The sequence below is a fragment of the Paenibacillus xinjiangensis genome, from assembly GCF_059686975.1.
Genome location: NZ_JCAALS010000030.1, coordinates 1 through 25,752, shown reverse-complemented (window position 1 = coordinate 25,752; position 25,752 = coordinate 1). Strand labels below are relative to the sequence as shown.

24 protein-coding genes are annotated in these 25,752 nt (G+C 47.4%); 4 read left to right on the top strand and 20 right to left on the bottom strand.

The features are described 5' to 3' along the window. Positions 1–37 precede the first annotated feature (37 nt). The 9 genes from cdaS to AC6ESP_RS24180 all read right to left on the bottom strand — a co-directional run bounded on the left by cdaS (position 38) and on the right by AC6ESP_RS24180 (position 12,672). Positions 38–658, bottom strand: a complete 621-nt coding sequence (gene cdaS / locus AC6ESP_RS24220) for a sporulation-specific diadenylate cyclase CdaS (protein ID WP_497099299.1) — start codon at positions 656–658, stop codon at positions 38–40. 137 nt (positions 659–795) lie between these two features. Beyond that, positions 796–1,059, bottom strand: a complete 264-nt coding sequence (locus AC6ESP_RS24215; RefSeq protein ID WP_497099298.1) for a hypothetical protein — start codon at positions 1,057–1,059, stop codon at positions 796–798. A gap of 1,153 nt (positions 1,060–2,212) precedes the next feature. Continuing rightward, the gene (gene lacZ / locus AC6ESP_RS24210) at positions 2,213–5,239 is read right to left on the bottom strand and encodes a beta-galactosidase, LacZ type (RefSeq protein WP_497099297.1); all 3,027 of its coding nucleotides are present in this window, start codon (positions 5,237–5,239) and stop codon (positions 2,213–2,215) included. Between the two features lie 60 nt (positions 5,240–5,299). Beyond that, complete coding sequence (locus AC6ESP_RS24205) at positions 5,300–6,124, bottom strand: carbohydrate ABC transporter permease (RefSeq protein WP_497099296.1); 825 nt, start codon at positions 6,122–6,124, stop codon at positions 5,300–5,302. After that, positions 6,117–6,986: a carbohydrate ABC transporter permease gene (locus AC6ESP_RS24200; RefSeq protein WP_497099344.1), complete on the bottom strand. Its 870-nt coding sequence runs from the start codon at positions 6,984–6,986 to the stop codon at positions 6,117–6,119. Before AC6ESP_RS24200 ends, AC6ESP_RS24205 begins: the two co-directional genes overlap by 8 nt. Before the next feature lie 153 nt (positions 6,987–7,139). Then, positions 7,140–8,405: an ABC transporter substrate-binding protein gene (locus tag AC6ESP_RS24195; protein ID WP_497099343.1), complete on the bottom strand. Its 1,266-nt coding sequence runs from the start codon at positions 8,403–8,405 to the stop codon at positions 7,140–7,142. 223 nt (positions 8,406–8,628) lie between these two features. Beyond that, complete coding sequence (locus AC6ESP_RS24190) at positions 8,629–10,407, bottom strand: sensor histidine kinase (protein ID WP_497099295.1); 1,779 nt, start codon at positions 10,405–10,407, stop codon at positions 8,629–8,631. Position 10,408: 1 nt separating this feature from the next. Further along, positions 10,409–11,980 (bottom strand): response regulator transcription factor, encoded by a 1,572-nt coding sequence (locus tag AC6ESP_RS24185; protein WP_497099294.1) that lies wholly within the window; start codon positions 11,978–11,980, stop codon positions 10,409–10,411. 38 nt (positions 11,981–12,018) lie between these two features. After that, positions 12,019–12,672 carry a pentapeptide repeat-containing protein gene (locus tag AC6ESP_RS24180; protein ID WP_497099293.1) on the bottom strand — a complete coding sequence of 218 codons (654 nt, stop codon included), beginning with the start codon at positions 12,670–12,672 and terminating at the stop codon, positions 12,019–12,021. 249 nt (positions 12,673–12,921) lie between these two features. Here AC6ESP_RS24180 and AC6ESP_RS24175 point away from each other — a divergent pair, with 249 nt between their 5' ends. The 4 genes from AC6ESP_RS24175 (at position 12,922) to AC6ESP_RS24160 (ending at position 17,020) form a co-directional block, all read left to right on the top strand. Beyond that, entirely contained in the window at positions 12,922–13,785 is an 864-nt protein-coding gene (locus tag AC6ESP_RS24175) for a YihY/virulence factor BrkB family protein (RefSeq protein ID WP_497099292.1), read from the top strand. 135 nt (positions 13,786–13,920) lie between these two features. Next, the gene (locus tag AC6ESP_RS24170; protein WP_497099291.1) at positions 13,921–14,451 is read left to right on the top strand and encodes a DUF4358 domain-containing protein; all 531 of its coding nucleotides are present in this window, start codon (positions 13,921–13,923) and stop codon (positions 14,449–14,451) included. A gap of 5 nt (positions 14,452–14,456) precedes the next feature. Continuing rightward, positions 14,457–15,839, top strand: a complete 1,383-nt coding sequence (locus AC6ESP_RS24165) for an MBOAT family O-acyltransferase (protein ID WP_497099290.1) — start codon at positions 14,457–14,459, stop codon at positions 15,837–15,839. A 23-nt stretch (positions 15,840–15,862) separates the two neighbouring features. Continuing rightward, positions 15,863–17,020 carry a DHHW family protein gene (locus AC6ESP_RS24160; protein WP_497099289.1) on the top strand — a complete coding sequence of 386 codons (1,158 nt, stop codon included), beginning with the start codon at positions 15,863–15,865 and terminating at the stop codon, positions 17,018–17,020. Between the two features lie 148 nt (positions 17,021–17,168). Here AC6ESP_RS24160 and AC6ESP_RS24155 read toward each other — a convergent pair whose 3' ends face one another. The 11 genes from AC6ESP_RS24155 to AC6ESP_RS24105 form a co-directional block, all read right to left on the bottom strand. Further along, the gene (locus tag AC6ESP_RS24155) at positions 17,169–17,291 is read right to left on the bottom strand and encodes a hypothetical protein (protein WP_497099288.1); all 123 of its coding nucleotides are present in this window, start codon (positions 17,289–17,291) and stop codon (positions 17,169–17,171) included. Positions 17,292–17,319: 28 nt separating this feature from the next. Continuing rightward, positions 17,320–18,144: a histidinol-phosphatase HisJ gene (gene hisJ / locus AC6ESP_RS24150; protein WP_497099287.1), complete on the bottom strand. Its 825-nt coding sequence runs from the start codon at positions 18,142–18,144 to the stop codon at positions 17,320–17,322. 35 nt (positions 18,145–18,179) lie between these two features. Next, positions 18,180–18,743: a GNAT family N-acetyltransferase gene (locus AC6ESP_RS24145; RefSeq protein WP_497099286.1), complete on the bottom strand. Its 564-nt coding sequence runs from the start codon at positions 18,741–18,743 to the stop codon at positions 18,180–18,182. A gap of 62 nt (positions 18,744–18,805) precedes the next feature. Continuing rightward, a complete protein-coding gene (locus AC6ESP_RS24140; protein ID WP_497099285.1) occupies positions 18,806–19,354 on the bottom strand; it encodes an NUDIX hydrolase in 549 nt (182 codons plus the stop codon). 236 nt (positions 19,355–19,590) lie between these two features. After that, a complete protein-coding gene (locus AC6ESP_RS24135; RefSeq protein WP_497099284.1) occupies positions 19,591–21,000 on the bottom strand; it encodes a multicopper oxidase family protein in 1,410 nt (469 codons plus the stop codon). After that, a complete protein-coding gene (locus AC6ESP_RS24130; protein WP_497099342.1) occupies positions 20,997–21,389 on the bottom strand; it encodes a hypothetical protein in 393 nt (130 codons plus the stop codon). The genes AC6ESP_RS24135 and AC6ESP_RS24130 overlap by 4 nt, the downstream gene beginning before the upstream one ends. Next, positions 21,367–22,440, bottom strand: coding sequence for an MFS transporter (locus AC6ESP_RS24125; protein ID WP_497099283.1), 1,074 nt, complete (start codon positions 22,438–22,440; stop codon positions 21,367–21,369). The genes AC6ESP_RS24130 and AC6ESP_RS24125 overlap by 23 nt, the downstream gene beginning before the upstream one ends. A gap of 60 nt (positions 22,441–22,500) precedes the next feature. After that, positions 22,501–23,472 carry an SDR family NAD(P)-dependent oxidoreductase gene (locus tag AC6ESP_RS24120; protein WP_497099282.1) on the bottom strand — a complete coding sequence of 324 codons (972 nt, stop codon included), beginning with the start codon at positions 23,470–23,472 and terminating at the stop codon, positions 22,501–22,503. 60 nt (positions 23,473–23,532) lie between these two features. Beyond that, positions 23,533–24,054 (bottom strand): TetR/AcrR family transcriptional regulator, encoded by a 522-nt coding sequence (locus AC6ESP_RS24115; RefSeq protein ID WP_497099281.1) that lies wholly within the window; start codon positions 24,052–24,054, stop codon positions 23,533–23,535. Between the two features lie 161 nt (positions 24,055–24,215). After that, positions 24,216–24,698 carry a hypothetical protein gene (locus AC6ESP_RS24110; RefSeq protein ID WP_497099280.1) on the bottom strand — a complete coding sequence of 161 codons (483 nt, stop codon included), beginning with the start codon at positions 24,696–24,698 and terminating at the stop codon, positions 24,216–24,218. A gap of 361 nt (positions 24,699–25,059) precedes the next feature. After that, positions 25,060–25,752, bottom strand: a 693-nt coding sequence (locus AC6ESP_RS24105) for an IS110 family RNA-guided transposase (RefSeq protein WP_497099279.1), incomplete at its 5' end; no start/stop codon positions are given.

Sequence of the window (25,752 nt, the reverse complement as noted above, 5' to 3'; positions counted from 1 at the left end):
TTCTATTTGTTCTCCAGCGTCCATATGGATAGCTTCATTAATTCGCTGAGAAGGGGTACAGCTTGCCATCTATGCTGAAGGAAGATTGTCCTGTCTCCTCCGACACGACTAGTACAAGTGCGTCGCATTGCTCGGTAAGTCCAATTGCAGCGCGATGCCGGGTGCCGAGCTTCCGCTCACCTGTCTCAACTCCAGCGAGAGGGAGTACGTTGCCTGCTGATATGATTTTATCCGATTGCACGAATACGGCACCATCATGGAGGGGCCCGCCGGGAACGAATATAGTTTCCAACAAGGAATGTGACAATTCGGCATCGATTCGAACACCTTGTGTGATCAAATGGAGAATGGGATCTGCACGCTGCACGATTAAGAGTGCTCCATGCCGACGCCGCGCCAGATGGTGGACGGACATCGACAGCTCGGAGTACTTATTCGTATAGGATGAGAGATGGCATTTCAAATAATAGGCTGCAGCAAGCGACTCCGTCTCCATGATTCTGTCCTTTACGAATTCGAAATCATCCAGCAAGCAATAATCGTCATTGTCCAGCTTCGTAGTCATTATCGCAATGGATTGATTGATCTTCTCCATCTCTATTTTCAATTGCTCCTTCAGTGGTGAGAAATCGCAATTATCCTGTTCCATAATAGCCATGTCGTCTACTTCCCCAATTCGTATAGTTGTTCCTTAGCATGCCCAACTCCCCCAGATTTACCCTGTTTGTTTTGCATGTAAGAAAGCTATGCTAACAGGTCTTAGACCTGAAGCACAGCTCCTTTACTAAAGACGAATTATAGATGTTTAACAAAATGAGGCTTGCTGTAGTGGCTGGTTCCCCCACCGCCAACGAAAACTTGTCCGCCTTTGTTGAAGAGGATGAGCTTCTGCTGTCCATTAGTCAGCAGTACAACTACCTTTGCACGTGATGCAGTCGCCGTATAGATCACGTAGCCTGACTTCGATATGGTCGTTGACCAGTGACTATCGAATTCTGACCTTACCACCCTGTTCGAATACACCTGATTTTCTAACCTGCCACCTTTTCTTCCCAACATGATCACTCTCCTAAACCGTTTCTCTATTACTATATTCAAGTTGTTAAGAGAGGATTGGATGCGAGGCCAATAGGATTGCTAGGTGCAGCGAGCATATGCGGCGCATTAGCGAAACGGGGTTCACTTATAGCGAAACTAATTTCGCTATTGGCGGCGGGTTGGCGTGGCGGAGCGAGGGTAGCGAAAGCAGTTACCTTATTAGCGCAAGCAGCTGCGCCAGTTAAGTAAATGGTTACTCTATTTTCTCACCCAGGGAGCATATGCGGCGCATTAGCGAAACGGGGTTCACCATCAGCGAAACTCATTTCGCTACTGGCGGCGGTTTGGCGTGGCGGAGCGAGGGTAGCGAAAATAGTTACCTTATTAGCGAAAGCAGTTGCGCCAATTAAGTAACTGGTTACTCTATTGTCTCGTGCAGGGAGCCCATGCGGCGCATTAGCGAAGGGGGGTTCACCATCAGCGAAACTAATTTCGCTATTGGCGGCGGGTTGGCGTATCGGAGCGAGGGTAGCGAAAATAGTTACCTTATTAGCGAAAACAGCTGCGCCAATTAAGTAACTGGTTACTCTATTGTCTTGTGCAGCGAGCCCATGCGGCGCATTAGCGAAATAGGGTTCACCATCAGCGAAACTAATTTCGCTATTGGCGGCGGGTTGGCGTGAAGGAGCGTGGGCAGTGAAAACAATTACCTTATTAGCGCAAGCAGCTGCGCCAGTTAAGTAACTGGATGCGCTGTTGTCTCGAGCAGCGAGCCCATGCGGCGCATTAGCGAAACGGGGTTCACCATCAGCGAAACTAATTTCGCTATTGGCGGCGGGTTGGCGTGTCGGAGCGAAGTTAGCGAAGTCAGTTACCTTATTAGCGCAAGCAGCTGCGCCAGTTAAGTAACTGGTTACTCTATTGTCTCGTGCAGGGAGCCCATGCGGCGCATTAGCGAAACGGGGTTCACCATCAGCGAAACTGATTTCGCTATTTCCCGGGTTTCGTTCGCCAGGATTTCGTTCGTCAGGGTTTCGTTCACCGGGTTTCGTTCGCCAGGGGTTCGTTCGCCAGGTTTCATTCGCCAGGTTTCATTCGCCAGGGTTTGGCCCAGTCAACACAAAAAAGCTGGGTAATGTCATCTTACGATGACACTGCCCAGCCCTGAAAACTTCTATATGCGATGGATGTCGAATTCGAATGCCAAATCCTGATCCGCATGGATGATATATTCGTTACGCACCGGAGCGCCCCAGCTGTCGTCGCCGCCGACACCCATTTGTTTGCCTGCAATGGTTACTACTGTGTAGTGAACATTCGGCAATTCATAATGGTGGTATGCACTCTCCAGCTCAAACGCTGTATATGGTGAGATGTTAGCTTCAACTGGCTGCGATGCCGGAGATGTAATCCGAATACCGTGTCCATTATCGTTCGTAATGCTCACACGGCGTACCCCTGTCCGGTTGCCGGACTCTTGAGGTACAACATAATCAGATACGTTATCCGCTGCATCGTTCTGGAACAGACCAAGTCTCGCGCCAAAGGCACGGTCGATATAGTTCTCTTCCGGCCCCATTGCGTACCAATCGAGATGATTGTAGTCCGCAGAAACCTTGAAGGATACCGCGAAGATCGGAAGCTTCGGAAGACCTGCTGCGCCTTGGTAACGTGAGTTGACCTTCAGGCTGCCATCGCCATACACCGTGTATGCGACTGTAACCGTTACTGCATCGCTGATGCTGAGCTTGTAAGTGAAAGTAACGGTTACCGTTCCTTCCGCCTCTGTCAGTTCTACGCCAACGCATTTGCGAGTCAGGCTTGAAGCGAACCAGCCAGCTGATTCGAAGCCTTGTGCGAAGCCTTTGTCATTATCTGTCGTTGCACGCCAGAAGAGCGGAGCCGGTGGATAGGCAATCATCTCACGGCCTGCATAATTAACAGAGATCAAGCTGCCCGCTTGCTTCGAGAACATAATGCTGTAATCGTGGCCATGAACCCCGATATTCACATCGCCCTCAACCACTCGGAATGAGCCTGCCGGCAATACTGCTGCTGCCGCTTCAATAACAAATACGTGCTGACCGAAGGAAACTTCGTAGCCAGCCTCTGCCCACAGAGTGCTCTCCTTCAGCGTAAGCGCGACATTCAAGCTGTACTCGCCAGCAGCTGCCTGCTCAGGCAGTGCAAGCTCAACATATGCGCTAGTCTGTGGAGCCACATCTACAGCAGACACACCACGGAATATTTCCTTGCCTTCATAATGAAGCGTATATTCCAGATTGTAAGCGTCTGTTCCTTCGAACAGGTTCTCGTTCACGATCTTAACACCCGCACGATCCGCTTCCAGCTTGATGTTCTGGTACAGGAATTTCACTTCCTGCATTTTCGGTGATTCTCTGCGATCCGCATATACAATACCATTGGTACAGAAGTTGTAGTCGGTAGCACGGTCGTCGAAGTCTCCGCCGAATGCGAGGAATTCCTTGCCATAGCGGTCTTTCTTCACGATTACTTGGTCGATGTAATCCCAGATGAAACCACCTTGGTACATCGGGTACTTCTGCTCAAGCTCGGTATATTTGTGCATGCCGCCAACGGAGTTGCCCATAGCATGCATATATTCACAGCTGATATATGGCTTCTGTGGATTAGCGTTCAAATATTCCTCGATATCCGCAGGCTTCGCATACATCCGGCTCTCCATGTCGCTCGTCGCGTCATAGTCACGGTTGTGGAATACCCCTTCGTAATGAACGAGTCTGCTGGAATCCGTCTCACGGAAATAGTTCGATACATTCAGCAATACTTCACCAGCGTAAGCTTCGTTACCAACAGACCAGATGAGGATCGAAGGATGGTTCTTATCGCGCTGTACCATCGAGATCGCACGATCCATAACGATATCCTGCCATTCTGATTTGTTCGCAGGTACGTTCCATGAAGGCTCAACAGCCCCCATCTTTTGCCAAGAGCCATGAGTTTCCAAGTTCATCTCATCGATAACGTAGACACCATACTCATCACAAAGCTCGTACCACAGCGTCTGGTTCGGATAGTGGGAAGTCCGTACCGCATTCATGTTGTTGCGCTTCAGGGTCTTAATATCCCACAGCATATCTTCCTTCGTAATAGCACGGCCGCGGCGTGGGTTGAATTCATGACGGTTAACGCCCTTGAAGACGATCCGCTTGCCGTTCAAGTGCATCACTTTATCAATCATCTCGAACTTGCGGAAGCCGACCTTCTGAGTCACAACCTCAACCAGCTTGCCCGCATGATCGAAGACGCTGATGTACAAGACGTATAGATAAGGCTTCTCCGCACTCCACGGTGTAACCTCGCCTGCATCTGCAGTTAGAGTAACAGTCTCGCCGATAGAAGATTCTTTCACAGAAGCAATCAGCTTGCCGGATGCATCCTTCAGTTCAGCAGCAATGCTGCCTGCTGGACTGCCTTCAAGCTTAAGCTCCGCACGAAGCGTACCTTTCTTATAAGCAGCATCAAGGTCTGCATGAACGAATAAATCCCGAACGTGAACGTCCGGTACTGTATATAAGTAGACATCACGGAAAATACCTGAGAAACGCCAGAAATCTTGATCCTCCAGCCAGCTGCCCGTGCTGCGTTGGTAAACTTCAACCGCCAGCTTATTATCGCCCTCTGTAAGGAACGGCGTCAGATCGAATTCGGAGGGTGTGAAGCTGTCTTCACCGTACCCAACGAATTGTCCATTGAGCCACACATAGAAAGCTGATTCTACACCTTGGAATGAAATGTAGACCGGCTTGTCCTTCATGTTAGCAGGAACTGTGAAATGCTTCACGTAGCTGCCAACCGGATTGTGATCCTCAGGAATCGCTGGTGGACGAATATAGTTATGTCCATCCCATGGATACATCGTGTTCACATATTGCGGCTTGCCATGTCCTTGCAATTGAATATGCCCAGGCACATCAATGCTTCCCCAGCTGCTGCAATTATAATCAAGCGAATAGAATTGCTCAGGGCGTCCGTCAGGATTAACAGCATAGCTGAATTTCCAGCTGCCATTAAGATCATGACGAAGTGCCATCGGAGCCGCTGCCTCAGCTTCTCCAATTGTTTCATAATACCGATGGTCTGAATGAGCTGGCAGCCGGTTAACGGCAAATACACTTACATCAGTAAGCCAACTCAAGCTTGGTGTCGTCGCTTTCATTGCACTCTCTCCCCTGTTAACAGGGCATCCCATGCGCCCTGTTGGTTATCATTGAAATTATTATTTTACCGAACCAGTCATCCCTGCAACGAAATGCTTCTGCATGAGGAAGAACACAAGCGCAGTAGGAATTGTCGAGATAACAATTGCCGTCATAATAATACCATAATCTGGCGAGTAGCTCGAACCTAAATTAGAAATTAGCATCGGAATTGTTTTCTTCTCCGGAGACTGCAAGACGATCAGCGGCCAGAGGTAGTTGTTCCAGCTTGACATGAACGTAATGATACCAGCTGCTGCATATGTTGTTTTCATTGTTGGCATGAAAATCCGGAAGAACAGGCTGATTTCATTCAATCCGTCGATACGCCCAGCTTCCAACAGCTCTCTTGGGAACATCTTCGTGTTCTGACGGAAGAAGAAAATAAGGAACGCGGTAGTGAACGTTGGCAGCACAACTGCCGACAAAGTATCAAGTCCGAAGAATGGGATGACACTCGAAATACCTGCGAACATTTGATACAACGGTACCATGATCGCTGCGAACGGAAGCATCATTGATAATAGAAGAATCGAGAAGACAGCATCCTTCGCTTTGGATCTGTAAATCTCGAAGCCATATCCGGCAAAAGAAGCGATAAGCATAGCCAGAATTGTTGTTGTAATGGAAATTTTAGCAGAGTTAAGCAAAGCCGGAACGATATCTACAGTTGCAAACAAATTTTTAACGTTCTCAAATAACTGGCTGCCTGGAAGTATTCTTCCTTTTGTAACATCAGCTGATGTATTCGTAGCACTCACGATCATCCATAGGAACGGGAAGATCGAGACGAAAGCAATGATGCCCAGGAAGATGTAAATAAAGGTACGTTTTAGCTTAGCCATTCTTTTCACCTGCCGCCTTGAACTGAATAAATGACAAGATAATGATCATAATTACGATCGAATAGGATACGGTAGCTGCATAACCAAAGTCTGCGGAATACTTGAAGGACAAGTTGTAGATGTACTGGGATATCGACGTCGTCGCATTACCAGGACCACCCTTCGTGATGTTAACGACCTCATCGAACAACTGCAAGGTACCAATTGTAGATGTAATAGAAGTAAAGAGAATGATCGGTTTAAGCAGTGGCACAGTAATGCCGAAGAATTGTCTTACGGATGAAGCGCCATCGATTCTTGCTGCTTCATAGATCGAATTATCGATATTTTGAAGGGCTGACAGATAGAAAATCATGTTGTAACCTGTCCAGCGCCATGTGATTGCGATAATAATAGTAACTTTGGCCCAGAACGGATCAGTAATCCATTGAATGGGATCTCCAATTAGATGTATTTTCAATAAAAGCTGGTTAACCAGACCATCTGTCGCGAACAAATACTTGAAGATGACGGAATAAGCAACTAGTGAAGTAACAGCTGGCAGGAACACCGCTGTACGGAAAAAGCCTCTGAATTTCAACTTGCTGTCATTGAGCAATACCGAAATAAATAAAGCAAGAACAATCATAATTGGAACTTGAATGATTAGGAATATAAATGTATTTTTCACTGCAACGATAAAGGTCTTGTCACTGAATAGTCTTACGTAGTTATCAATTCCAACCCATGATAACCTCATTCCTGTACCTGATTTGAACGACAGGAGCAGCGCTTGAATCATTGGATAGAAATAGAACAGAGCGATAAAAATGACAGGCACAGCAATGAACAGCCAACCCGTAAGGTTTGTCCTTGCTCGCATATTAACGCCAGGCTTCGCCGTTTTCACGTTCGCCTAACCCCTTTCTTGACGGAAACAAAACCAAGGGCTCCTCCTGTTTCCCGTCCTCGTGTAGTATGATGAGGAACAGGCGGTTGCCCTGGCTTCATTCGATTGCCGTTTTGTTAGATTATGTTATTTCACTTGTGTGTCTGCTTGTGCTTGAGCATCGTTCAGTGCAGTGTCTAGTGCTTTGCCGTTCATGAAGTTCTGCATTTCAACAACCAGAATATCTTCGATTGCATAAGTGTGCATACCGTAGTTAACTTTCGGAATTTCTGAAGTCCATTTCGCGAAGTCAGCTACTACAGTTTGTCCACCGAAGAACTCATCAGCTGCGGAGTAAGCTGTACCAGTCGAAGCTGCTTTCAGCGTCCCGATTGCACCGATATCTGTTACAAGTGTTTGATACAGATCAGCATCAGAACCGAATGTTTCTTTCAGGAACTCAGCTGCTGCTTCTTTACCGTCAACGTTCATGACATACCATGAGCTGCCGCCAAGGTTAGAAGCGTTTGTTGCATCTGGGTTAGTCAATTTCGGGAAAGGAATGACAGCCCATTGGCCTGATTGAGAAGCTTCAGCTTTGATCGAAGCTGTAATCCAGTTACCAGTAGGTACGGAAGCTACATCTCCGCTGTTCATTGCACCGACGAATTGGCTCCAGTCGGAAGTTACTTTTACAATGTCAGCATCCATGATTTGTTTGTAAGTCTCGAATGCTTCTTTAAGTGCTTCATTACCAGCTAGGTTAGGTGTAGTTCCATCTTCATTCAGGTACCAAGAACCAGCAGATTGGATCATCATACGAATCAATCCAAGGTCGTTAGGATCTTGAGTCAGCATGGATTTACCAGTTTTTTCTTTCACTGCTTTACCAACTTCGATGAATTTAGCCCAGTCGATGTTTTGCAGATCAGCTACCTTGTAACCAGCTTCTTCTAGGTAATCCGTTCTAACGTACAAACCTGCTACGCCAGAGTCGAATGGTACGCCATATTGTTTATCACCAACGCTTGTCGGCCCGATTTTGTAATCAGCGAAGTCCGAAGGGTTGATGAAATCTGTCATTTCGAAGAAAGCATCCGGGTAAGCTTGCAAGAAGCTTTGTGCACGGTAATCCTCGATCAGAACGATCGTAGGCAAGCTTTTAGTTGTACCGGAATTCAAAGCTGCATTCAGCTTTTGAATAATGTCGGCTTGAGCGTTTTCTACAACGTTAACTTTAAGCTCGGAATCAGCATGCTTCGCTTTGTAAGCTTCACTTGCGCGTTCCATTGCACCGATATTGAACACTTTGTCCCATGCCCATACCGTAATTTCTTTCGTACCTTCAGCGGTATTGCCGCCTGTGTTCGCTCCGTTGTCTGTATTGCTGGAGCATGCTGACAACAGCACCATGCTTGTCAACAGAACTGCTAATAATTTTTTCAATGCTTCCAACCCCTTTGCATCTGACTGAAAACTATTTTTTGAAAGCGTTTGCCGGCTAACAATATCATTTTAGCACCTGGTTAAAATGGGTCGTTAGCAATATATTTGTGTTCATTGGTCATTTTATTGTTACCTCGAATTTCGGGCTTATTCGACTATAACTAAATTTAGGTTTTGGTATTATTTTTCGCTACTTAAGCAGTGGCAGACGGATTTTGACCCGTGTACCTTCCCCAGGCTTGCTTGTAATGGTGATCCCATATTCCTCTCCGTACAGTAGTCCAATACGATCATGAACGTTCCTTACGCCTATGCCGGAAAATAATTGACGTGAGCCTGTAGTACTAGGCAATCGATTCTCACCTTCAGACAACCCCGCTATGCCGATTCCATTATCGACGACCTCACAAATAAGTGAGCCATCCTGCTGCGACACGAGCACATAGATGTAACCCTCGCCCTGCTCATTGAAAGCATGGAAGAAGGCATTCTCAATAAACGGCTGAATAATAAGCTTCGGAACCTGGAAGTCCATGCAATCTGGAGCGACCAAATAGCTGACTCTAATCTGCTCACCATAACGAACGTGATTAATGAAGACGTAGTTCTTCAAGTTGACGAGCTCTTGCTCAATCGTAATCGTCTCACTCACATTGCTGACTGTATTCTGCAGTAAGGAAATAAGCGAATTAATCGTCTCCGCTGCCTTCTCCTTGCTGCCCTGCTGCACAAGAATTTTGATCGAAGCCAGTGTATTGTATAGGAAGTGAGGATTGATCTGCATCTGCAGTGCCGCAAGCTCGGCATTCCGCTGCTCCTTCTGCGTCTGTACAAGCTTCTTAATATAATCATTCAGCTCATCGAGCATAATGTTGTAAGCCTGTCCTAATTCTTTCACCTCGTAGGAGCCCGTAATCGAAATATAATTGTTCAGGTTATTCCGGGTCACCCGTGACATCTGTCTAACGAGAAGGGTCAAGGATCTTGTAAGCCTCCTGGTTATTAGGAATAGGATAAGCAGCGCAATAACAACGATAACGCCACTGATCAAGACGACTGTCCGCACATCAATCATCTGCGCAATCGCAAGCTTCTTATCAATCAGGTTAACGAGATAGTAGTCGTAGGTCGGCAAATACTCGGCAAGCAGGACATAATCCTTGCCCATGACATTGACATCCATATAATGAGTACCTGTGCTCTCGATCTCCATGGCATACCCTAATAGGTCTTGACCATCTTCGCCGATCAGCTCCTCATCATTGCTGGATACGATCACACCGCTCTTATTCACGATAACGACATCATTGCCCTCACTCGTGAAGTTCGTATAGAAGCGTTTGAATTCTCGTTCCTTAATGGCCACATAGAGCGCTCCATAGATGTAGCCGCTTGTTGGTTCCAGCAGCGCTTTGGATGCGACAATAACCGGTTCGTCTAATGACGTACCGGTATCGGCTTCACTTCCGCTAACATATTGATACATCAGCCGCTTGGGCTCTGCCATTGTATTCTCCGTGATTCGATGCTCACGAAGTCCCCCAATGGAGATCGGCCAGTAGGTCGTGTCCGTCGTATGGCTCCGGCCATTCTCTCCTGTAATCGTAATGGACAGCTCATAGGTGCCCACATTCGCTCGAATCCGGTTCACCTGCTGAATCGCATTGTAGACGGATTTGGAGGCTGCAACAGATGTTGTACCTGCATCCTCATTGGTCAGAAACCGCTTAATGGTCCCGCTCTGTATGACATTGCTTGTAGCCGTAACAATCGCATTGTTGAAGGACTCGAAGTTCGTCTTGATCTGATTGATGACCTTGGAATTCGTAATGCTGAACGTATTCATGAACAGCCTCTCGGACATTTGAATCGTAACCATCGAGGTGCTTAGAGATACTGCGATAATGCTAATAACCATGACAATGAAAATCTGCATGAACAGGTTTTTTTTGAAAAGCTTATTTTTCATCTTATATCCTCTTATCGTTCAGCTGTTGTTTTTTGTAATGGCTCGGCGATACACCCGTTAACTTCTTGAATACCTTCGTGAAGTAGCTGTGATCGGAATAACCGACCATACTGCTGATCTCCGAGATGGAGGCTGCATCAGTGCGCAGAAGCTCCGCTGCTTTTTCCACTCTGATCTTATTCAGATATTCGCTGAACCCTTCCTTGTTATGAGCCGTGAAGTAACTAGATAGGTAAGACGGATTGAAGTGAAAATGCTTCGCTACCTCCGTTAGGCTAATCGGATCGGCATAATGATCGCGCACGTAATCCAGCAGCATCTGCATATTAGGATTACCTGCCTGAAGCTTGCTCTCGATCCGTTCGCTGGCCTCTGCGATGAAGGAATCCAGCAGCTGCGCCGCTTCCCCCAGATGCCGTGCTTCATCGATGGACTTGAAGTAGCCATATTTGGCCTCATCAAGGTCCTTCACATCATAGCCCTTCTGCCCCAGAGTCACCGTCATATTGAAGATGATATTGCCCAGGAAGGATTTGAAGCCGAACACATCTGCTTTATAATTGCCTGATACTGCCGCAATATAGTCACGGATACTCTGGAATGCAGCCTCGAACTGATTCTTTTTCATATCCTCCGTGAACTTCGCCATGTCGAATACAACGTCCCCGCCAGTCGGAACCGGAAGCTCACTATGGATAATCAGATTCTGATCGGGAAAATAAAACCGGTATTCGTTCAGCTTCATCAGGTTATCCCGATAGACCGTACCTACCTGATGGAAATCGCTGAACACTTTACCCACTGTCCAGCCAATATCCGGTATATGCTCGGCAGACCATGCTGCCAGTGTCCTGCCTATCTTGGATAGCTGACGTCCAACCTCATATTTATCAGCATTCACTAGGAATACAATCCGGCTTGATTCCTCCGGAATGACTGGTACATACGCTTTATTGTCCAAGCCATAGTCCAGCTCACCGGCTATCTTCGCCTTAATACGAGCGATTAAGGAGCTATCCTTGCGTGTGACCAGCTTGAGATCAGCTCCGAGCAAGCTGAATCCGCTATAGGGCAGCACCGCGCTTACGGCAGCAGCCTCATATTCAGCGTCGAAGCCGGATACAAGCTTGTCGATAATCTGCTCCACTGGCAGATTGTATTCGCCGCTTGCTTCAGCCAGCTGCAGCGATGGAATCTTTCTCACCGTCTGCCGTAATATCCGCAGCAGCTCTTCCGATTCCAGCTGCGGCTTAAGTATATAATCAGCCACTCCACTCTGGAAGGTAGACCGTACATAGTCGAATTGACCGAAGCTGCTCAAGATGATGACCTCGATCTCCGGATAATGCGCCTTGACGATTCGCGCCAGCTCTTCCCCATCCATGACAGGCATTACGATGTCCGTTATGACAATATGAGGATTAAGCTGCTCGATAAGCTCAAGCGCTTCCTTGCCGTTAGATGCTTCTCCTACAATGCGGAACCCTTCTTGCTCCCAGTTGAAATGATGCTTAATGCCTTGTCTAACCAATATCTCGTCATCCACAATAAGAACTCTGCATGTATTGTCCATCTGCAATACCTCCGTTGCTGTGAACCTTATCTTTTCCGTTAATCTCGAGTAACAACCAAGCCAAATAACGATGCGAAAGTGGCCGCCTGATCGGGGGAGATGATACAGCCCTGCAGATCCTCGAGCGATGCCCCGAGCGCATCGAACGCACAGCGGCTTAGATCAATACCTGCAAGCCTAGTCTGCGAGAACTGCGCCTGATCGAGATTAATGTCATACAAATACGTATGGGACAATGTCATTTTGAAAAAATCCGCACTCGCGAATGAGCTCTTCTGAAGTCTCACATTCTTTATATCGGCAAATCTCAGAACGGCATAATCGGCATAGCATTGCTCGAACGTGACATTACGCAGTGTAGCCTCCGACAGATCGATACCGAGAAGCTTGCAGTTCCGGAAGGATACACGATGCAATATCGATTCTCCCAGATCAATATTAGACAAATCGCAATTATCGAATACAACATCCGTGAACTCTGCTTTACGAAGACTCGTCCCCCGCACCATCACATTGTTGAATACGACTCTATCGAAGCAGGCTCTAAAGGCTGTGTGGTTATTCATCTCACAATCTTCTATTCGGCAATCCTGTATAACTCGTTCATCTTCTAATTCATAATCTTCTAGAACCAGCGGTTCCATATAAACCGGGATTTTGGGTGCTTCTATTTTTTCTTTTTTGCTGGGCATCGTTAAGCTTGCCTCCTGAACCATAATCATAATCTATGAATGTTAGGCTATTATTTTTAGGAACGGAATATTTATGAAATGGGTTGCATGCTTGACCTTTCTTTTCGCTACATCATAAAGAGGTCTACCTGTTAAGTCAATCAAGAGAATTTCTAGATTTAGATCGAGCTTCCAGCTCTCTATCAGCTCTTCCTGCGTTTAACTGTCCTTCATTCTGGTTTAATGATCTATAAAAGGATGGTGACGCGCATGACTCGTGTACAACAAACGACTCAATTCATGAAATGCCTATACAGCCGCTTTCGCGAGGACGATGTGCCTGCGCTTGGTGCACAGCTTACCTATTATTTGATTCTTGCTTTCTTTCCCTTTCTGATCTTTATAGTCAGCATACTCGGGCTCGTAGAGTTATCCGGCGACAGTCTCGTAGACGAGCTCATCCGGATTCTTCCGACGGATACAGGTGAAGCCTTGTCCACGATCTTGACCGAGGTCGTCGATAGCAGCAGCGGAACACTGCTATCCTTCGGGATGATCGCAACGATATGGTCAGCCTCCAACGGCATTAATGCCATTATGAAGGGCCTTAACAAAGCCTACGATAGCACGGAGAACCGTCCATTCTGGAAGGTTCGCGGCATCTCGCTCCTTGCAACCCTTCTCCTTGCCGTCGTTATTCTCTCCTCGATGCTAATGGTTATTTTCGGACAAATCATTGGTGAATATCTCTTTCAATGGACGGGCTATTCTTCGAGCTTTGAATGGATATGGAGTGTTGTGAAATATGTGATCCCCTTCTCCGCCATGATTATTATGTTCACACTGCTCTACTGGGTTGCTCCGAATCAGAAGCTCCGCATTAGCGCTGTCCTCCCGGGAGCTCTATTCACTACGCTAGGCTGGATTATCATTTCACTTGCCTTCCAATTCTATATGAACAACTTCGGTAACTATTCGAAAACCTATGGCAGCCTTGGAGGGATCATCGTCCTCTTAATATGGCTGTACATGAGCTCCAACATTATTATTCTAGGCGGTGAGATTAATGCCACTCTAGCCTCTGCCAGAAGGAGCAGCCGCGAGACAGCAGCAATCGGCACAGCTTCCGTATGAAATCTCACCAAGAAATGAACGTAAAGACGAATAATTAATGCCGTTATATTCCAATTATAAGCTGCAACAATACGATCATACGTGTCGTCTACAGGTAAGCAAGCCAAAACCAACACAACAAGGAGATTAACAGAAATGAAAACAAGATTTGGACTCATGATGCTCGTACTCGCTATCGGCTTAATGTTGACTGCATGCTCCACTACTAATGGAAACAATACGAATACGAATGCAAATATCGGCAACGTCAATCAAGAAGAAGCCTATGAGCCTGCCCAGACGACGAAAGAAATGGTAGATCAAATTCTTGCTGACATCGAGCAGCCTGCTCAGATCGAGCTTGAGAGCAGCGCCGTGAACGACACTTACCATCTAGATCCTGCACTGCTCGACCAATTCACGATCAAGGTTCCGATGATGAATGTGAAGACGAATGAAATCGCTCTTCTCAAAGTAAAAGATGCCAAAGATATCCCTACCGTCGAGACTGCCGTGAAGCAGCGCGCGGCCGATGTGCAGAAACAATTCGAAACCTATCTGCCTGATCAATACGAGAATGCCAAGAACTATAAGCTTGTGACCAAAGGCAATTATGTCTTGTTCATTATCTCAGAAGCTGCAGATGAACTCGAGAAAGCCTTCGAGACCTTCTTCGTTAAAGCTTAAATCTTATGGTATTCAGCAGCCTGCTCTTCCTATTCCTGTTCTTGCCAGCTGTGCTGGTGCTGTATTACAGCTCCCCTTGGCGGATTAAGAATCTCGTCTTATTCACTACGAGCCTTATCTTCTACGCATGGGGTGAGCCTGTCTATATCGTGATCATGCTGCTGTCCACCGTGACGGACTACTGCTTCGGTCTGCTCCTTGAGAGGCCGAAGCTTAGCTCTGTTCAGCGCAAATGGATCGTAGCCTTATCCATTGTCGTTAATCTAAGTTTATTGTCTTACTTTAAATATGCAGATTTCCTTATTGGCAATGTGAATGCTCTGCTGGGTACCGACATCCCGCTTACAGATCTGCCACTGCCAATCGGCATCTCGTTCTACACGTTCCAATCGATGTCCTACATTATTGACGTGTATAGAGGGACCGCCAAGGCACAGCGCAACTGGCTGGATTTCGGCACATTCGTCGCCTTGTTCCCGCAGCTGGTAGCCGGACCTATCGTTCATTATTCTACAGTTGCTGAGCAGTTGAAGCATCGGACCGTCAATATCGAGATGTTCGCTGAAGGCGTAAGGCGGTTTACAATCGGTCTAGCCAAGAAAGTGCTGCTCGCTAACAATATCGGCCTGCTATGGACGACCATATCCGTCTCCAGTCCGGATTCCTTAACAGCCTTAACGGCCTGGATCGGCATTATCGCTTTTGCCTTCCAGATCTACTTCGATTTCAGCGGCTATTCCGATATGGCTATCGGTCTTGGTCTGATGTTCGGCTTCCGGTTCAATGAGAACTTCAACAAGCCTTACACCGCGCAGAGCATTACTGATTTCTGGCGTCGCTGGCATATCTCATTAAGCACCTGGTTCCGAGACTATCTCTATATTCCACTAGGCGGTAATCGCCGTGGACAAGGCCTGCAGCTGCGGAACATCATGATCGTATGGCTGCTTACAGGGATATGGCATGGGGCGAGCTGGAACTTCCTGCTGTGGGGCTTGTACTTCGGTATCGTGCTTATTGTTGAGAAATGGGTTCTTCTCAAGCTGCTGCAACGGATGCCGCGCTGGGTGCGCCATACTTACGCTTTACTCTTGATCTTGATCGGATGGGTATTCTTCGCCTTCGAGGATCTGTCCGCAATCGGGGGCTACTTCCTTGCTATGACGGGTCTTAATGGGCAGCCGCTATGGGATTCAGCCGCTATGTATTACATCTATACCAATGCCATACTGCTTGTTATATTAGTCATCGCGTCTATGCCTAGGCGGGAACAACTATCCAGCGTCAATCCTTATCTCAAGCTCGGCTGGCATGCGATTCTGTTCCTGCTGTCCGTTGCGTATTTGGTTGATGCTAGCTTTAATCCATTCCTATACTTTCGTTTCTAACACCGATGAGGAGCATACTATTGATGAGAAAAGGCGCCGACCATCTCTATGTCATTGGCTTCGTCACCATCCTGTTCATCATGTCCCTCCTGTTCTTCCTTCTGCCTAAGCAGACGTTCTCCGATATGGAGAACCGCTCTCTGCAGCGTACGCCGCATCTCACACTAGACAGCCTCTTCTCCAAGGAATTCGCTGAGGATACCGAGAGCTTCGTAACCGATCATTTTCCCTTTCGGAACGAATGGGTTTCTGTGAAATCTAGCGTAGAGCAATTGCGGCTGCAGCAGGAGAATAACGGGATATACAAAGGAAAAGACGGCTATTTATTCGAAAAATTTAAAATGCCGGATTACGAGCTGGTAGATAAGCTAATGAATGCTGTGCATACATTCGCAGACAATCATTCTGAAGCGAATATGACCTTCATGCTGGCACCAACATCCATCGGCATGTACCCGAATAAGCTGCCATGGTTAGCCACAGCTTACCCTCAAGCCAAGGTTAACGGCAGCATTACGGATGAATTGAAGGCAACGGGCAGTATGAATGTGCTGGACGGGTTCGACTTCCTTCGTCCTGCCGCCGCTTATGATGCTGAACCGATATACTATCGTACTGATCACCATTGGACGACCTATGGCGCCTACTTGGCATACAAGGCTTATGCCGAGCAGCTGGGCTGGGAGCCGAAGCCAGAGTCGGCATTCGATGTGAAGACGGTTACGAAGTCCTTCCTAGGAAGCTACCATACGAAGAGCCAGTTCTACGGGATTACGCCAGATTCTGTACAAGCGTATGTGCCTAAAGAAGCGGTAGAGTCGGAGATGTACATCGCGGATAGTGATGAGACCCTTCCGGGTCTGTACGATTCAAGCTTTTTAGAGAAAAAAGATAAATACTCGTATTTCCTTGGCGGCGTTCATGCCTTAATGACCATTACGAGCCAGCTCGCTCCGGAGGATGTGGATCTGCCGAAGCTGCTAGTGATTAAAGATTCCTATGCGCATAGCGTGCTTCCATTCCTGGCGCTGCATGTGCCGGAAATCCACGTCATCGACCTCCGTTACTACAACGGAAGCATCAGCGATTATATGGCCGCGACTGGCATCCAAGATGTGCTGATGCTGTTCAACACAGAAACCTTCGTCAGCAGCAGAGAGCTGCTCAAGCTCGCTTACTAATGCTGTCACAAGGTTCTGCTGACCCACACACATAGCTCATGGAACCCGCTCCAATAACGCCTATTGTGCCCGAGATCGCATGGGGGTTGGGCTGCGACAGCATAAGAGTGTAGCATAAGCGTAAAGCATAAGCGTGTAGCATACCGTCTTACCGAAGCCAAGCCTCAAGGCAGCGGGCTCCCCCGCTGCCTTGAGGCTTGCTCTTCCAACTGACAATCCCCCTATAGATTAGAAACACTACCCCTACCGCAACAGCAGCAGCTTCATCCACACAAAGTTCTTCACGACTACCGATACACCTAGCCCTTTTTCACTTGGCTCTCGAACCATTCCCAACCGAAGCCTACCTGCTCCGGCTTATGGGAATCCGAGCCATAGACACATTCGACGCCCTGCTTCAGGCATTCCTCAAGGAACCATTCCGGCACATAGGGCTTGCCGCAGGTTGCGACCCGCAGCCCCGCCGTATTTACATCGATTCCGACACCCGATTTAACTAGCAACGGGATGATCGCTTCAAGACGGCGTTTAATCTGGTTCTGATCAATGGGCGGCAGCGCTGTTGTAAACTTCTCAATCAGATTAATATGTCCTAGCCGTTTGCGCATCGGCAGACGCGAAGCCCAAGCGATAGCGGCTTCCACATGATCATAATACTCGTCCACGACCTTCTCCATTGTGCCGTAATAGGCGAGCAAATGCTTCTGAAAATCCTCAGGCGAGTAGTCGATGCAGCGCATGCCGCCTATCCCCGGAAGATAGTGAACGGAATAGACAACATCCTCCAGATCATGCTGCCAAGTCTCTACAAGCCGCTCTGTGAAGTCCAGCCGTCCCTGCAAATAGTCCAGCTCAAGACCGACAGTTACTTCAATTCGGCCTTCATATTTCTCCTTCATCTGCTTCGCGTAGGCGATATAGAGCGGCAGCTCCTCCTCAGGCATCGCCAGACTGTCCAGAACAGGTGCATCATCGATCCAGCCTGCCGGTACCGGCGGGTGCTCGCTGATCGTGTACCGCTTGAAGCCTAGCTCAATTGCCCGGTCAATATATTGCTCCTCCTCTGCGCTGCTTCCGTGATAACAGAATTTCGTATGGGTATGTCCATCCCATTTCAATGTCACTGTCGCTTCCTCCTTAGTTGTAGAGAAGAACTGCTTTATTCCAGTTCATCATTAATGAGAGCCGTATAGACATGGTCCTCCCATTTGCCGTTTATTTTCAAATATTTCTGAGCATAGCCTTCTCTATTGAATCCCAGCTTCTCCACAACTCTCAGAGAGGCTGCATTATGCGGCATAATGTTCGCTTCAATACGATGGAGCTTCAGCTCCTGAAAAGCATAACGAATGACTGCCTTGAGGCCTTCTGTCATATAGCCATTCTTGCCCAGCTGCTCATCGCTCCGGTAGCCCAGATGACAAGATTGGAACACTCCTCTTGATATCGTACTAAGCGTAATCGATCCGATAATCGTATCCGGTTCATCAGCCTTATAGAGCCATACTTTGAACAGCTGCTCCTGCTCCATACTGGCAAAATCATTGACCAGCATTTCCTTTTGCTTATCCAGAGTGTAATATTCCGGTGTTCTTACAGGCTCCCATGGCTCTAGAAACGCTTGATTTCGTGTAAAATAGTCCAGTACCTGTTCGGCCTTCGTTACGTCCACGGATTTCAGTATTAACCGCTCCGTACGAATCTCTATATGGTTATAACTCATCGCACCTTCACTCTCCACCTCATTATGTTACATAGACTCTTGTTGCTCTAGAGACAATGAGATTACTTAGTGTTTGCCACAGCCTGCTTCAGCCTCTCGGCGAAATATAGTTCTCTAGCCTGGCTATCCACCTCGAGAATAGGATCTATAGGTAGAGATATAACTTGCTGTAATGCCCCATCCACATACATGCAGTGATGCTCATAGCACCTGTCATCATTCAATAGAATTGGCAGCGTAAAAGGGATATTCGCCGCTATTCCTTGATTGCGGCTGTCCAGCACCCAGTCGATTTTTTTCCAATCAAGAATGCCTTCCCTAGTCTTTATTGGAGTAGTGTAAGCTAGATTAGTCGTATGTGCAAGATAGGTATACATGCCTCCATACGATTCCCCATCTGAGGTCCAAGTGATCATTCCTTTGAAGGTCAGCTTATATTCAGCTATCTCGGTTTCCTCTTCTATTTCTCTTAGCATGGATGCCCTAGGAGACTCCTGCTCCTCCAGCTTGCCGCCAATGCCGTTCCAGCAGCCCATCCAGCTCGGGTATTCCCGATTCAGGAGCAGAATGTCATCCTCCCGCTTCATGAAGCAAATATTATATTTCAGCATATGAAAAAGCTCCTTCTAGTGAATAACGATACCTCTAGCTATTATAGCATTGGAAAAATGTCATTTCGGCTGTTTTCCGGCTTATTGATGAAGAAGGGATCGTTTATCGTGCTGGTAACGTTGTTTTTCCGCTTATTGCAGGCTTTCGGAGCTAGGGTATAGCTGCTACGCTACGCTCCACTCCACTCTGCTCTGATCTTCTACTCGTTATAGGATACTACTCCACTTAGCCGTTATTACAAATCTGGAAGATTGCCGGACTTCGTCCCTACTCGGTAGGAGGTTGTTACGCCTTCGTAGTTAAGCATCATGCTCATCCCCATCGATGCGTGCATCAAGTTGTGACAATGTGCCATCCACAGCCCCGGATTATCTGCTATTAGATACAGCTCATAGGATTCATTCTCCTGCGCAAGAACGGTATCTAGATAGATCGGACTCCCTCTTAGCAGCTCCCCATTCTTGCTTAGCACCCGGAACGTATGCCCGTGGATATGAAAAGGATGATCGCCTCCTCCTTCATTGCTGACTGTAATCTTGATATGCTCGCCCTCCTTCACATTCATAGGGGGAATTTCGTGGAAGGATTGACCATTAATCGTTTTGACGAATATATTCTGTCCAAGCTTCACCTCGAATGATTGGTCGATCTGCTCTACGTGATCATCAGGCAGTGGAGTGCCATACTCGACAAAAGAGAATATCTCCTCTGTTGCTGTTTGAACCGGTTCTGCTCCACTTCCTAATATAATCTTGAGATTATCTTCGTCTATGCTTCTAACGATTACCTTGCCTTGTTCCGGCTGCTGAATGAGAAGGTCATACCGCTGTCCAGCCCCGATATAGAAACCTACACCATCATCAAGCAGTCCTGGTTCGTGTATATCGTTCCCATCCATAGCGATAATCTGGAATGGCGCTCCCTCGACCCGCATCTCCATCGTATCGTTAGCCGCATTCGTAAGCCTTAATCGTACGTACTCTCCTGGGCTCGATGGAACTGCCAGCCCATTGCTCTTGCCATTGACTGTGAATGTTGAAACCAGCTTTTGCAGAAGACCCGTTACATCTTGATCAATAGGGTACAAGGATGTACGGGGCTCGATGATCAGCTGACCTAGGAGCCCTTTCTCTGCTTGAATCGAGCTCATCTGATGGGAATGATACCAATACGTCCCAGGCACTGTTGCGATAAAAGCATACGTATACGTTTCCCCTGGCTTGACAGCATCCTGAGTAACGCCAGCTGTTCCGTCCTGTGAACAAGGAACGACAACGCCAAGCCAATGGAGCGTTACCCCTTCTTCAATATCCTTATTTTGAAGAGTGACGACAACTTGGTCACCTTCTGCAACACGGAGCTCAGGACCCGGTGATAGACCATTGAATGTCCACGCATCGACAGTCTCACCATTAGCTAAGCTCAATGTGGTGCGCGCTGCCGTCAGGTCGAAGGAACGAATTGGAGCACGGCTATCCCCTGCTGTGAGGTCTTCGCAGTAAACCAAGTTCGATGAAGAAGAATGGCTGGATGGATGCGCAGCATTCGAATGGTTCATATGCATATGATCAGCCATATTAATGTCCACTGGCTTCTGAAGCCGCATCTGCCAGACACCTGTTATTGCTTTCTTGGTTTTTGTCACAGTGCCATCCTCCCTTCTACTCTAGTACCATGCTGGCGGCCTACTCGTATGACAAGGAATGCGGCTAGGAGTGCGAATACTGCTGCCCCTAAGAATACCCAAGCGAATCCACCTGTTAGTGCCTGTAATTGGCTGCTGCCGGTTGACTGCAATCCACTCGTTCTAGTCGCCGCTATGCTTGCTAGAATGGATAGTCCCACGGCTCCCCCGATTTGTTGGCTTGTGTTGACTAAGCCGCTGGCTAGCCCCGCATCGCTGTCAGCAACGCCATGGACTGCCATTTCTGTTCCTGCGACGAATGCCCCGCCAAGGCCTGCACCAATGACAAGAGATGGACCTAGTAGATGGATGACAAAGGAAGCGTCACTAGGAGCTAACGCAAGCCAGATAAGTCCTACCGCGAAGAGAATGAGAGAATAAGCTAGTGACCATCTTGTTGACCTTCCTGATTATAGAGGGAATTGCTCCTGCACTAAGGACTAGAGCTGCGGCAAGCGGCAGCTGTGTAAGTCCAGCAGTTAAGGCGTCGTACTGCAGCACCTGCTGCATATATACCGAGAGGGCGAAGAATAAGCCCGTTGTAGCTCCACCAATAAGCAACAAAGCCAGATTCCCGCCAAGAACGGAGGCATTGCGGAAAATGCTGAACGATACGAGAGGGGCAGAAGTGCGTCTCTCGATCATAACGAATGTAGTAAGCAATCCAAGGGCAATAAGGCTGAGAATAACGGTTAGTGTCAAGCCGAGTCGTTCTCCTTCTGAGAACACTGCTACCAGCATCGTCATACCACTTGTAACCGTCAGCGCTCCTGGCAAGTCGATGCTGGAACGCTCAATATGTGAATCTTTAGCGACTAGAGCCGGTATAACGGCGATTACGAGTATGCCTACTGGAAGGTTGACGAAGAATACAGAGGACCAGCCCAAGGTCGAAGTCAGAATACCTCCAAGCAGAACACCGGCTGCACTGCCTAAGCCAGCTACTGCTCCCCAGATGCCAAGCGCCTTGGCTCGATCCCGAGGATCCGTGAACAGCTTAGTTAGCAATGACAGCGCTGCGGGAGCCAGAAGTGCAGCCGAGGATCCTTGTATGGCGCGTGCAGTTAGCAGCCACGCTCCTGAGCTGGCTAAGCCTGCTGCTGCAGAGGTGAGGACAAATCCCGCAACACCAACAAGAAATATTCGTCGATGTCCATACCGATCGGCCAACCGCCCCCCTAATAGGAGCAGCCCCCCGAAAGGTAGAACATAAGCCGTAATGATCCAGCTTAATGTGCTCGTATTCAGCTGCAGCTCTTCCCCAAGCGTCGGCAGAGCGATGTTAATAATGGATGCATCCAGCACAACTAAGAACTGAGCAAGCGCTAGGAATATAAGCGCCCACCAGCGCGTGCTGCTATTCCTTCCATTGATAGTGCTATTTGGTCTTCTACTATTCATGGTTTAATCTCTCCTCATAATAATTATTGATTGATCAATTACTTCCCCTCAAAAAAAGGGTCAGTTTGACGTTCCGTTCCCGTTGCGTGCCATTAAGCTCTGAATCGTCGCTGCAATTGCTTCTTCCTGAGGTGTCCATGAGATGGGGCCAATCTTGCGCTCGTACTTCTCTCCGCTCAGCACGAAGGGCTCCTCCGTAAGATAGAGCATCTCGACTACCTCTTTCATTACCGGATTGAACAGCCCAATAAGCGACAGACCGATACGTCCGAGTGGCATGACAGCCTTACGCTTCCCGCTCGCTTGCTGTGCGATGTGTACCAGCTCACGGCCTGACAGAAGACCAGGACCTGGAATATGCCAATTCTGTCTATAAGCATCATCTCGTTCGGCGATGTCCACAATCATACGAGCTGCATCAGGCAGATAGACGTATTCACGTGGTACAGTCATATTGCCGACGAAGGCAGTCGGCTTGCCTGCAGCGATCGCTTCCATGGTGACGGAGAGATAGGAGGCCTGAGCGGAAGGTCCATAATAATCCGGCAGCCTTACGATGAGCGGGGCTGCTTGGCTCCAACGTGAGCTGAACAGGAGCTGTTCATAAGCAAGCCTTGTTTTTCCCTTGCGTGTGTGAGGCTGCTTCGGATGCTCCTCTGTCGCTTTGTCCATCGTTCTTCTCCCATAGGGGTAGATGCCGTCTACAACGACAACCTTTGCTCCAAGACGCTCGGCAGCCTGCATAACAGATTCTCCGAGCGGCAGCAGACGTGACTCCATCTCATGATATGGAATATTGGCACTGTGGAAGATGACATCTGCTCCTTCGGCCGCCTTTGCCACATCCTCTGGATTGAACGCATCTCCCGTCACCAGCTTGAGCAGGTTAGGCTTATTAATCTCTTGCGCAAGGCTCTCCAGCTTCTTCATGGATCGACCGAATGCCACCGTCTCAATTCCTCTTCTCACTAATTCCGCTGTCAAAGGGTTGCCTACTCCACCTGTTGCTCCCAATACGATTGCTTTTTTCATATTATCCATCTCCCTTGGTTTTGTTATTGATTAATCAATTACTAATCCTTAAAAAAAATTCTATCTCTTTATCATCAGTTCCGGCATACCCATTGCCATAGATACATTACACAGCATTCCTCTTGCCAGGAAGTCCGATGTTCGCTGCGACGCATTCTCGAGCTCTGCCTGAATAAAGGCATTCTCCACCAATTGTTTGACCTCGCCAAGCCCTCTACGCATCGCTTCGCGAATCGATTCCTCTTGAATAGTCTGTGCCTGCATTTGAAGCAGAATTTCACTGCGATGAGAAATAATTATCGCCTCGTAAGCTCGAATCAATCCCAGCTCCAACTCCTCTGGTGCAACAGCATCGATGACACGTTGAAAAGCCTGCACCACGCGCTGCCATGATAGCTCCAATGAAGCAACAAGCAGCGATTCCTTCGTAAAGAAACGATACACATACGGTTGCGAGATGGCGGCACGTTCCGCTACTTGCGCGGTTGTAGCCCGGTAATAACCAATCTCTGCGAATACTTCGATTGCGGCTGATATAATATCACTACGACGATTAACTGAGACGGTCGTTTCTTTAGCCATAGGGTTCTATCCAGCTCCTTTCCTTCATTGTTGTGTTGTTATTGATTGACCAATTACTTTATAAACAGAGTATATGCGATTGGTTTCCTAATTGCAACTATAATTTGGGCACATTTTTGAAACGATGCCTAAATCCCTAGGAACGGCATCTTTTCATTTATTTAAATCCATATAAATTTTTGTTTATTATAGTTAAAGTATTCATGTGCAAGGATTAACGACTTCTCTATACTCTCATCGAAAAAATAAGTATCACTTGGAAATCTCATATAATGTTTTAATAACTGCTCAGATGATATTTCGAATAAATGCTCACGGCCTAATCTGAACATCGGGTGATTGAAGATCGGATAATCCCAAAAGAAGAACAGTTTATCTGAAAGCGGAAAATCGTTCTGTAGTTCAGCAATACTTAATACGCGGGACTGTGTTAGGCAGGCATTCCATAATTGAGTACTAGGCTCCGTATCCATTTTATATACCTGGTAGTAGGAATGATCCCTAACGAAGCGTAAAGCATACTTCTCTCTTAATTCAGCGGATTGCGTGGAGGGGAGCTTATGAAATTGTGTTAGAATTTGATTCTCTGTGAATTTGTTATCGGCATAGTTCTTAATTTTTCTTCTCAACGTATCTTTATCCATTTTACCTCCCAATATATCGAAGACGCTGCCCAAAATTACTAAGCTCACTGTGAACTGCACGAATAATCGATAACGACTGTCCAAGACTCGTACCTAGGCAGCTATACATAGCTACTTTAGTCTCGTTAACGCCAAATGTTCTTTCGGTAAGGTAATAATTGCTTTATTTCTCCACAGATAGGATACACTCGAGAGGATAAGGAACAAATAGCTGCAAGAGCAGAACTTCATTACCTAATAAAGAAAAACCAGCTAATACTTGTCAAGCTTTTAGTATTGGACTGCAACAGGTAAATTGGTATACTAATTTCTAGGCACGACAAATAACCTTCATTGGCGTGAAGGTTATGGGAATATATGGTTAATTTTTGTAGGGCTGGCCTTTACTAAGGATGGCGTACACGTGATGGAGAAGCTTGTTGGCGCAAGCGATCACGACCACCTTATATGGCTTGCCCTCTTTTCTTTTCTTGTCGTAATAATCTCTCATTTTCTGGTTTGTACTACCACGGATCCCACATTGCACAGCTAAATACAACGATCGGCGGAGTCTCTTTGAACCCCGCTTTGTAATTCGTGAACTTGTGGCAGTAAACTTCCCCGAGCTAAAGATCCCAGGGTCTAATCCGGCATAGGCCACAAGCTGTTTAGCGCCTTCAAATTGTCGTACGTTTCCGACCTCCGCGACAATCGCAGCAGCTAGTTTATCCCCGATGCCAGGTATGCTTTTCAACAATTCTACCTCAGGTAAATCAGATGCAAGTTCATTCATCTGTTTCTCAAGATCACTTAATTGCTCCATGAACGAAAGCAACAAAGTTACCATGCCGTTTAAGACTACGGTCTGAGATTGGCTTCTAGACTGCACCCTCCACTGTAACAACATCTCACGCAGTCGCCTTGCTTTCTCGTCAGCCCAACGTCTCGAATGGGATTTACCAACGCATGCCTGAATCGTTTCAGTAAAATCCTCAACATCGCCCTCTAAACAACGCTTCAGCACTTTAAGCGACGTTACGGAGAACAGGGGATTAAAGATCTCCTCATAGGCTGG

What these genes read in the sequence shown, in the direction of transcription:
- AC6ESP_RS24125 (WP_497099283.1), bottom strand. Translation starts at nt 22,440, where the DNA reads ATGAATAGTAGAAGACCAAATAGCACTATCAATGGAAGGAATAGCAGC.
- AC6ESP_RS24170 (WP_497099291.1), top strand. Translation starts at nt 13,921, where the DNA reads ATGAAAACAAGATTTGGACTCATGATGCTCGTACTCGCTATCGGCTTA.
- AC6ESP_RS24195 (WP_497099343.1), bottom strand. Translation starts at nt 8,405, where the DNA reads ATGGTGCTGTTGTCAGCATGCTCCAGCAATACAGACAACGGAGCGAAC.
- AC6ESP_RS24180 (WP_497099293.1), bottom strand. Translation starts at nt 12,672, where the DNA reads ATGCCCAGCAAAAAAGAAAAAATAGAAGCACCCAAAATCCCGGTTTAT.
- AC6ESP_RS24185 (WP_497099294.1), bottom strand. Translation starts at nt 11,980, where the DNA reads ATGGACAATACATGCAGAGTTCTTATTGTGGATGACGAGATATTGGTT.
- AC6ESP_RS24120 (WP_497099282.1), bottom strand. Translation starts at nt 23,472, where the DNA reads ATGAAAAAAGCAATCGTATTGGGAGCAACAGGTGGAGTAGGCAACCCT.
- AC6ESP_RS24165 (WP_497099290.1), top strand. Translation starts at nt 14,457, where the DNA reads ATGGTATTCAGCAGCCTGCTCTTCCTATTCCTGTTCTTGCCAGCTGTG.
- lacZ (WP_497099297.1), bottom strand. Translation starts at nt 5,239, where the DNA reads ATGAAAGCGACGACACCAAGCTTGAGTTGGCTTACTGATGTAAGTGTA.
- AC6ESP_RS24215 (WP_497099298.1), bottom strand. Translation starts at nt 1,059, where the DNA reads ATGTTGGGAAGAAAAGGTGGCAGGTTAGAAAATCAGGTGTATTCGAAC.
- AC6ESP_RS24190 (WP_497099295.1), bottom strand. Translation starts at nt 10,407, where the DNA reads ATGAAAAATAAGCTTTTCAAAAAAAACCTGTTCATGCAGATTTTCATT.
- AC6ESP_RS24140 (WP_497099285.1), bottom strand. Translation starts at nt 19,354, where the DNA reads ATGCTGAAATATAATATTTGCTTCATGAAGCGGGAGGATGACATTCTG.
- AC6ESP_RS24145 (WP_497099286.1), bottom strand. Translation starts at nt 18,743, where the DNA reads ATGAGTTATAACCATATAGAGATTCGTACGGAGCGGTTAATACTGAAA.
- AC6ESP_RS24115 (WP_497099281.1), bottom strand. Translation starts at nt 24,054, where the DNA reads ATGGCTAAAGAAACGACCGTCTCAGTTAATCGTCGTAGTGATATTATA.
- AC6ESP_RS24110 (WP_497099280.1), bottom strand. Translation starts at nt 24,698, where the DNA reads ATGGATAAAGATACGTTGAGAAGAAAAATTAAGAACTATGCCGATAAC.
- AC6ESP_RS24160 (WP_497099289.1), top strand. Translation starts at nt 15,863, where the DNA reads ATGAGAAAAGGCGCCGACCATCTCTATGTCATTGGCTTCGTCACCATC.
- cdaS (WP_497099299.1), bottom strand. Translation starts at nt 658, where the DNA reads ATGGCTATTATGGAACAGGATAATTGCGATTTCTCACCACTGAAGGAG.
- AC6ESP_RS24205 (WP_497099296.1), bottom strand. Translation starts at nt 6,124, where the DNA reads ATGGCTAAGCTAAAACGTACCTTTATTTACATCTTCCTGGGCATCATT.
- AC6ESP_RS24200 (WP_497099344.1), bottom strand. Translation starts at nt 6,986, where the DNA reads ATGCGAGCAAGGACAAACCTTACGGGTTGGCTGTTCATTGCTGTGCCT.
- AC6ESP_RS24175 (WP_497099292.1), top strand. Translation starts at nt 12,922, where the DNA reads ATGACTCGTGTACAACAAACGACTCAATTCATGAAATGCCTATACAGC.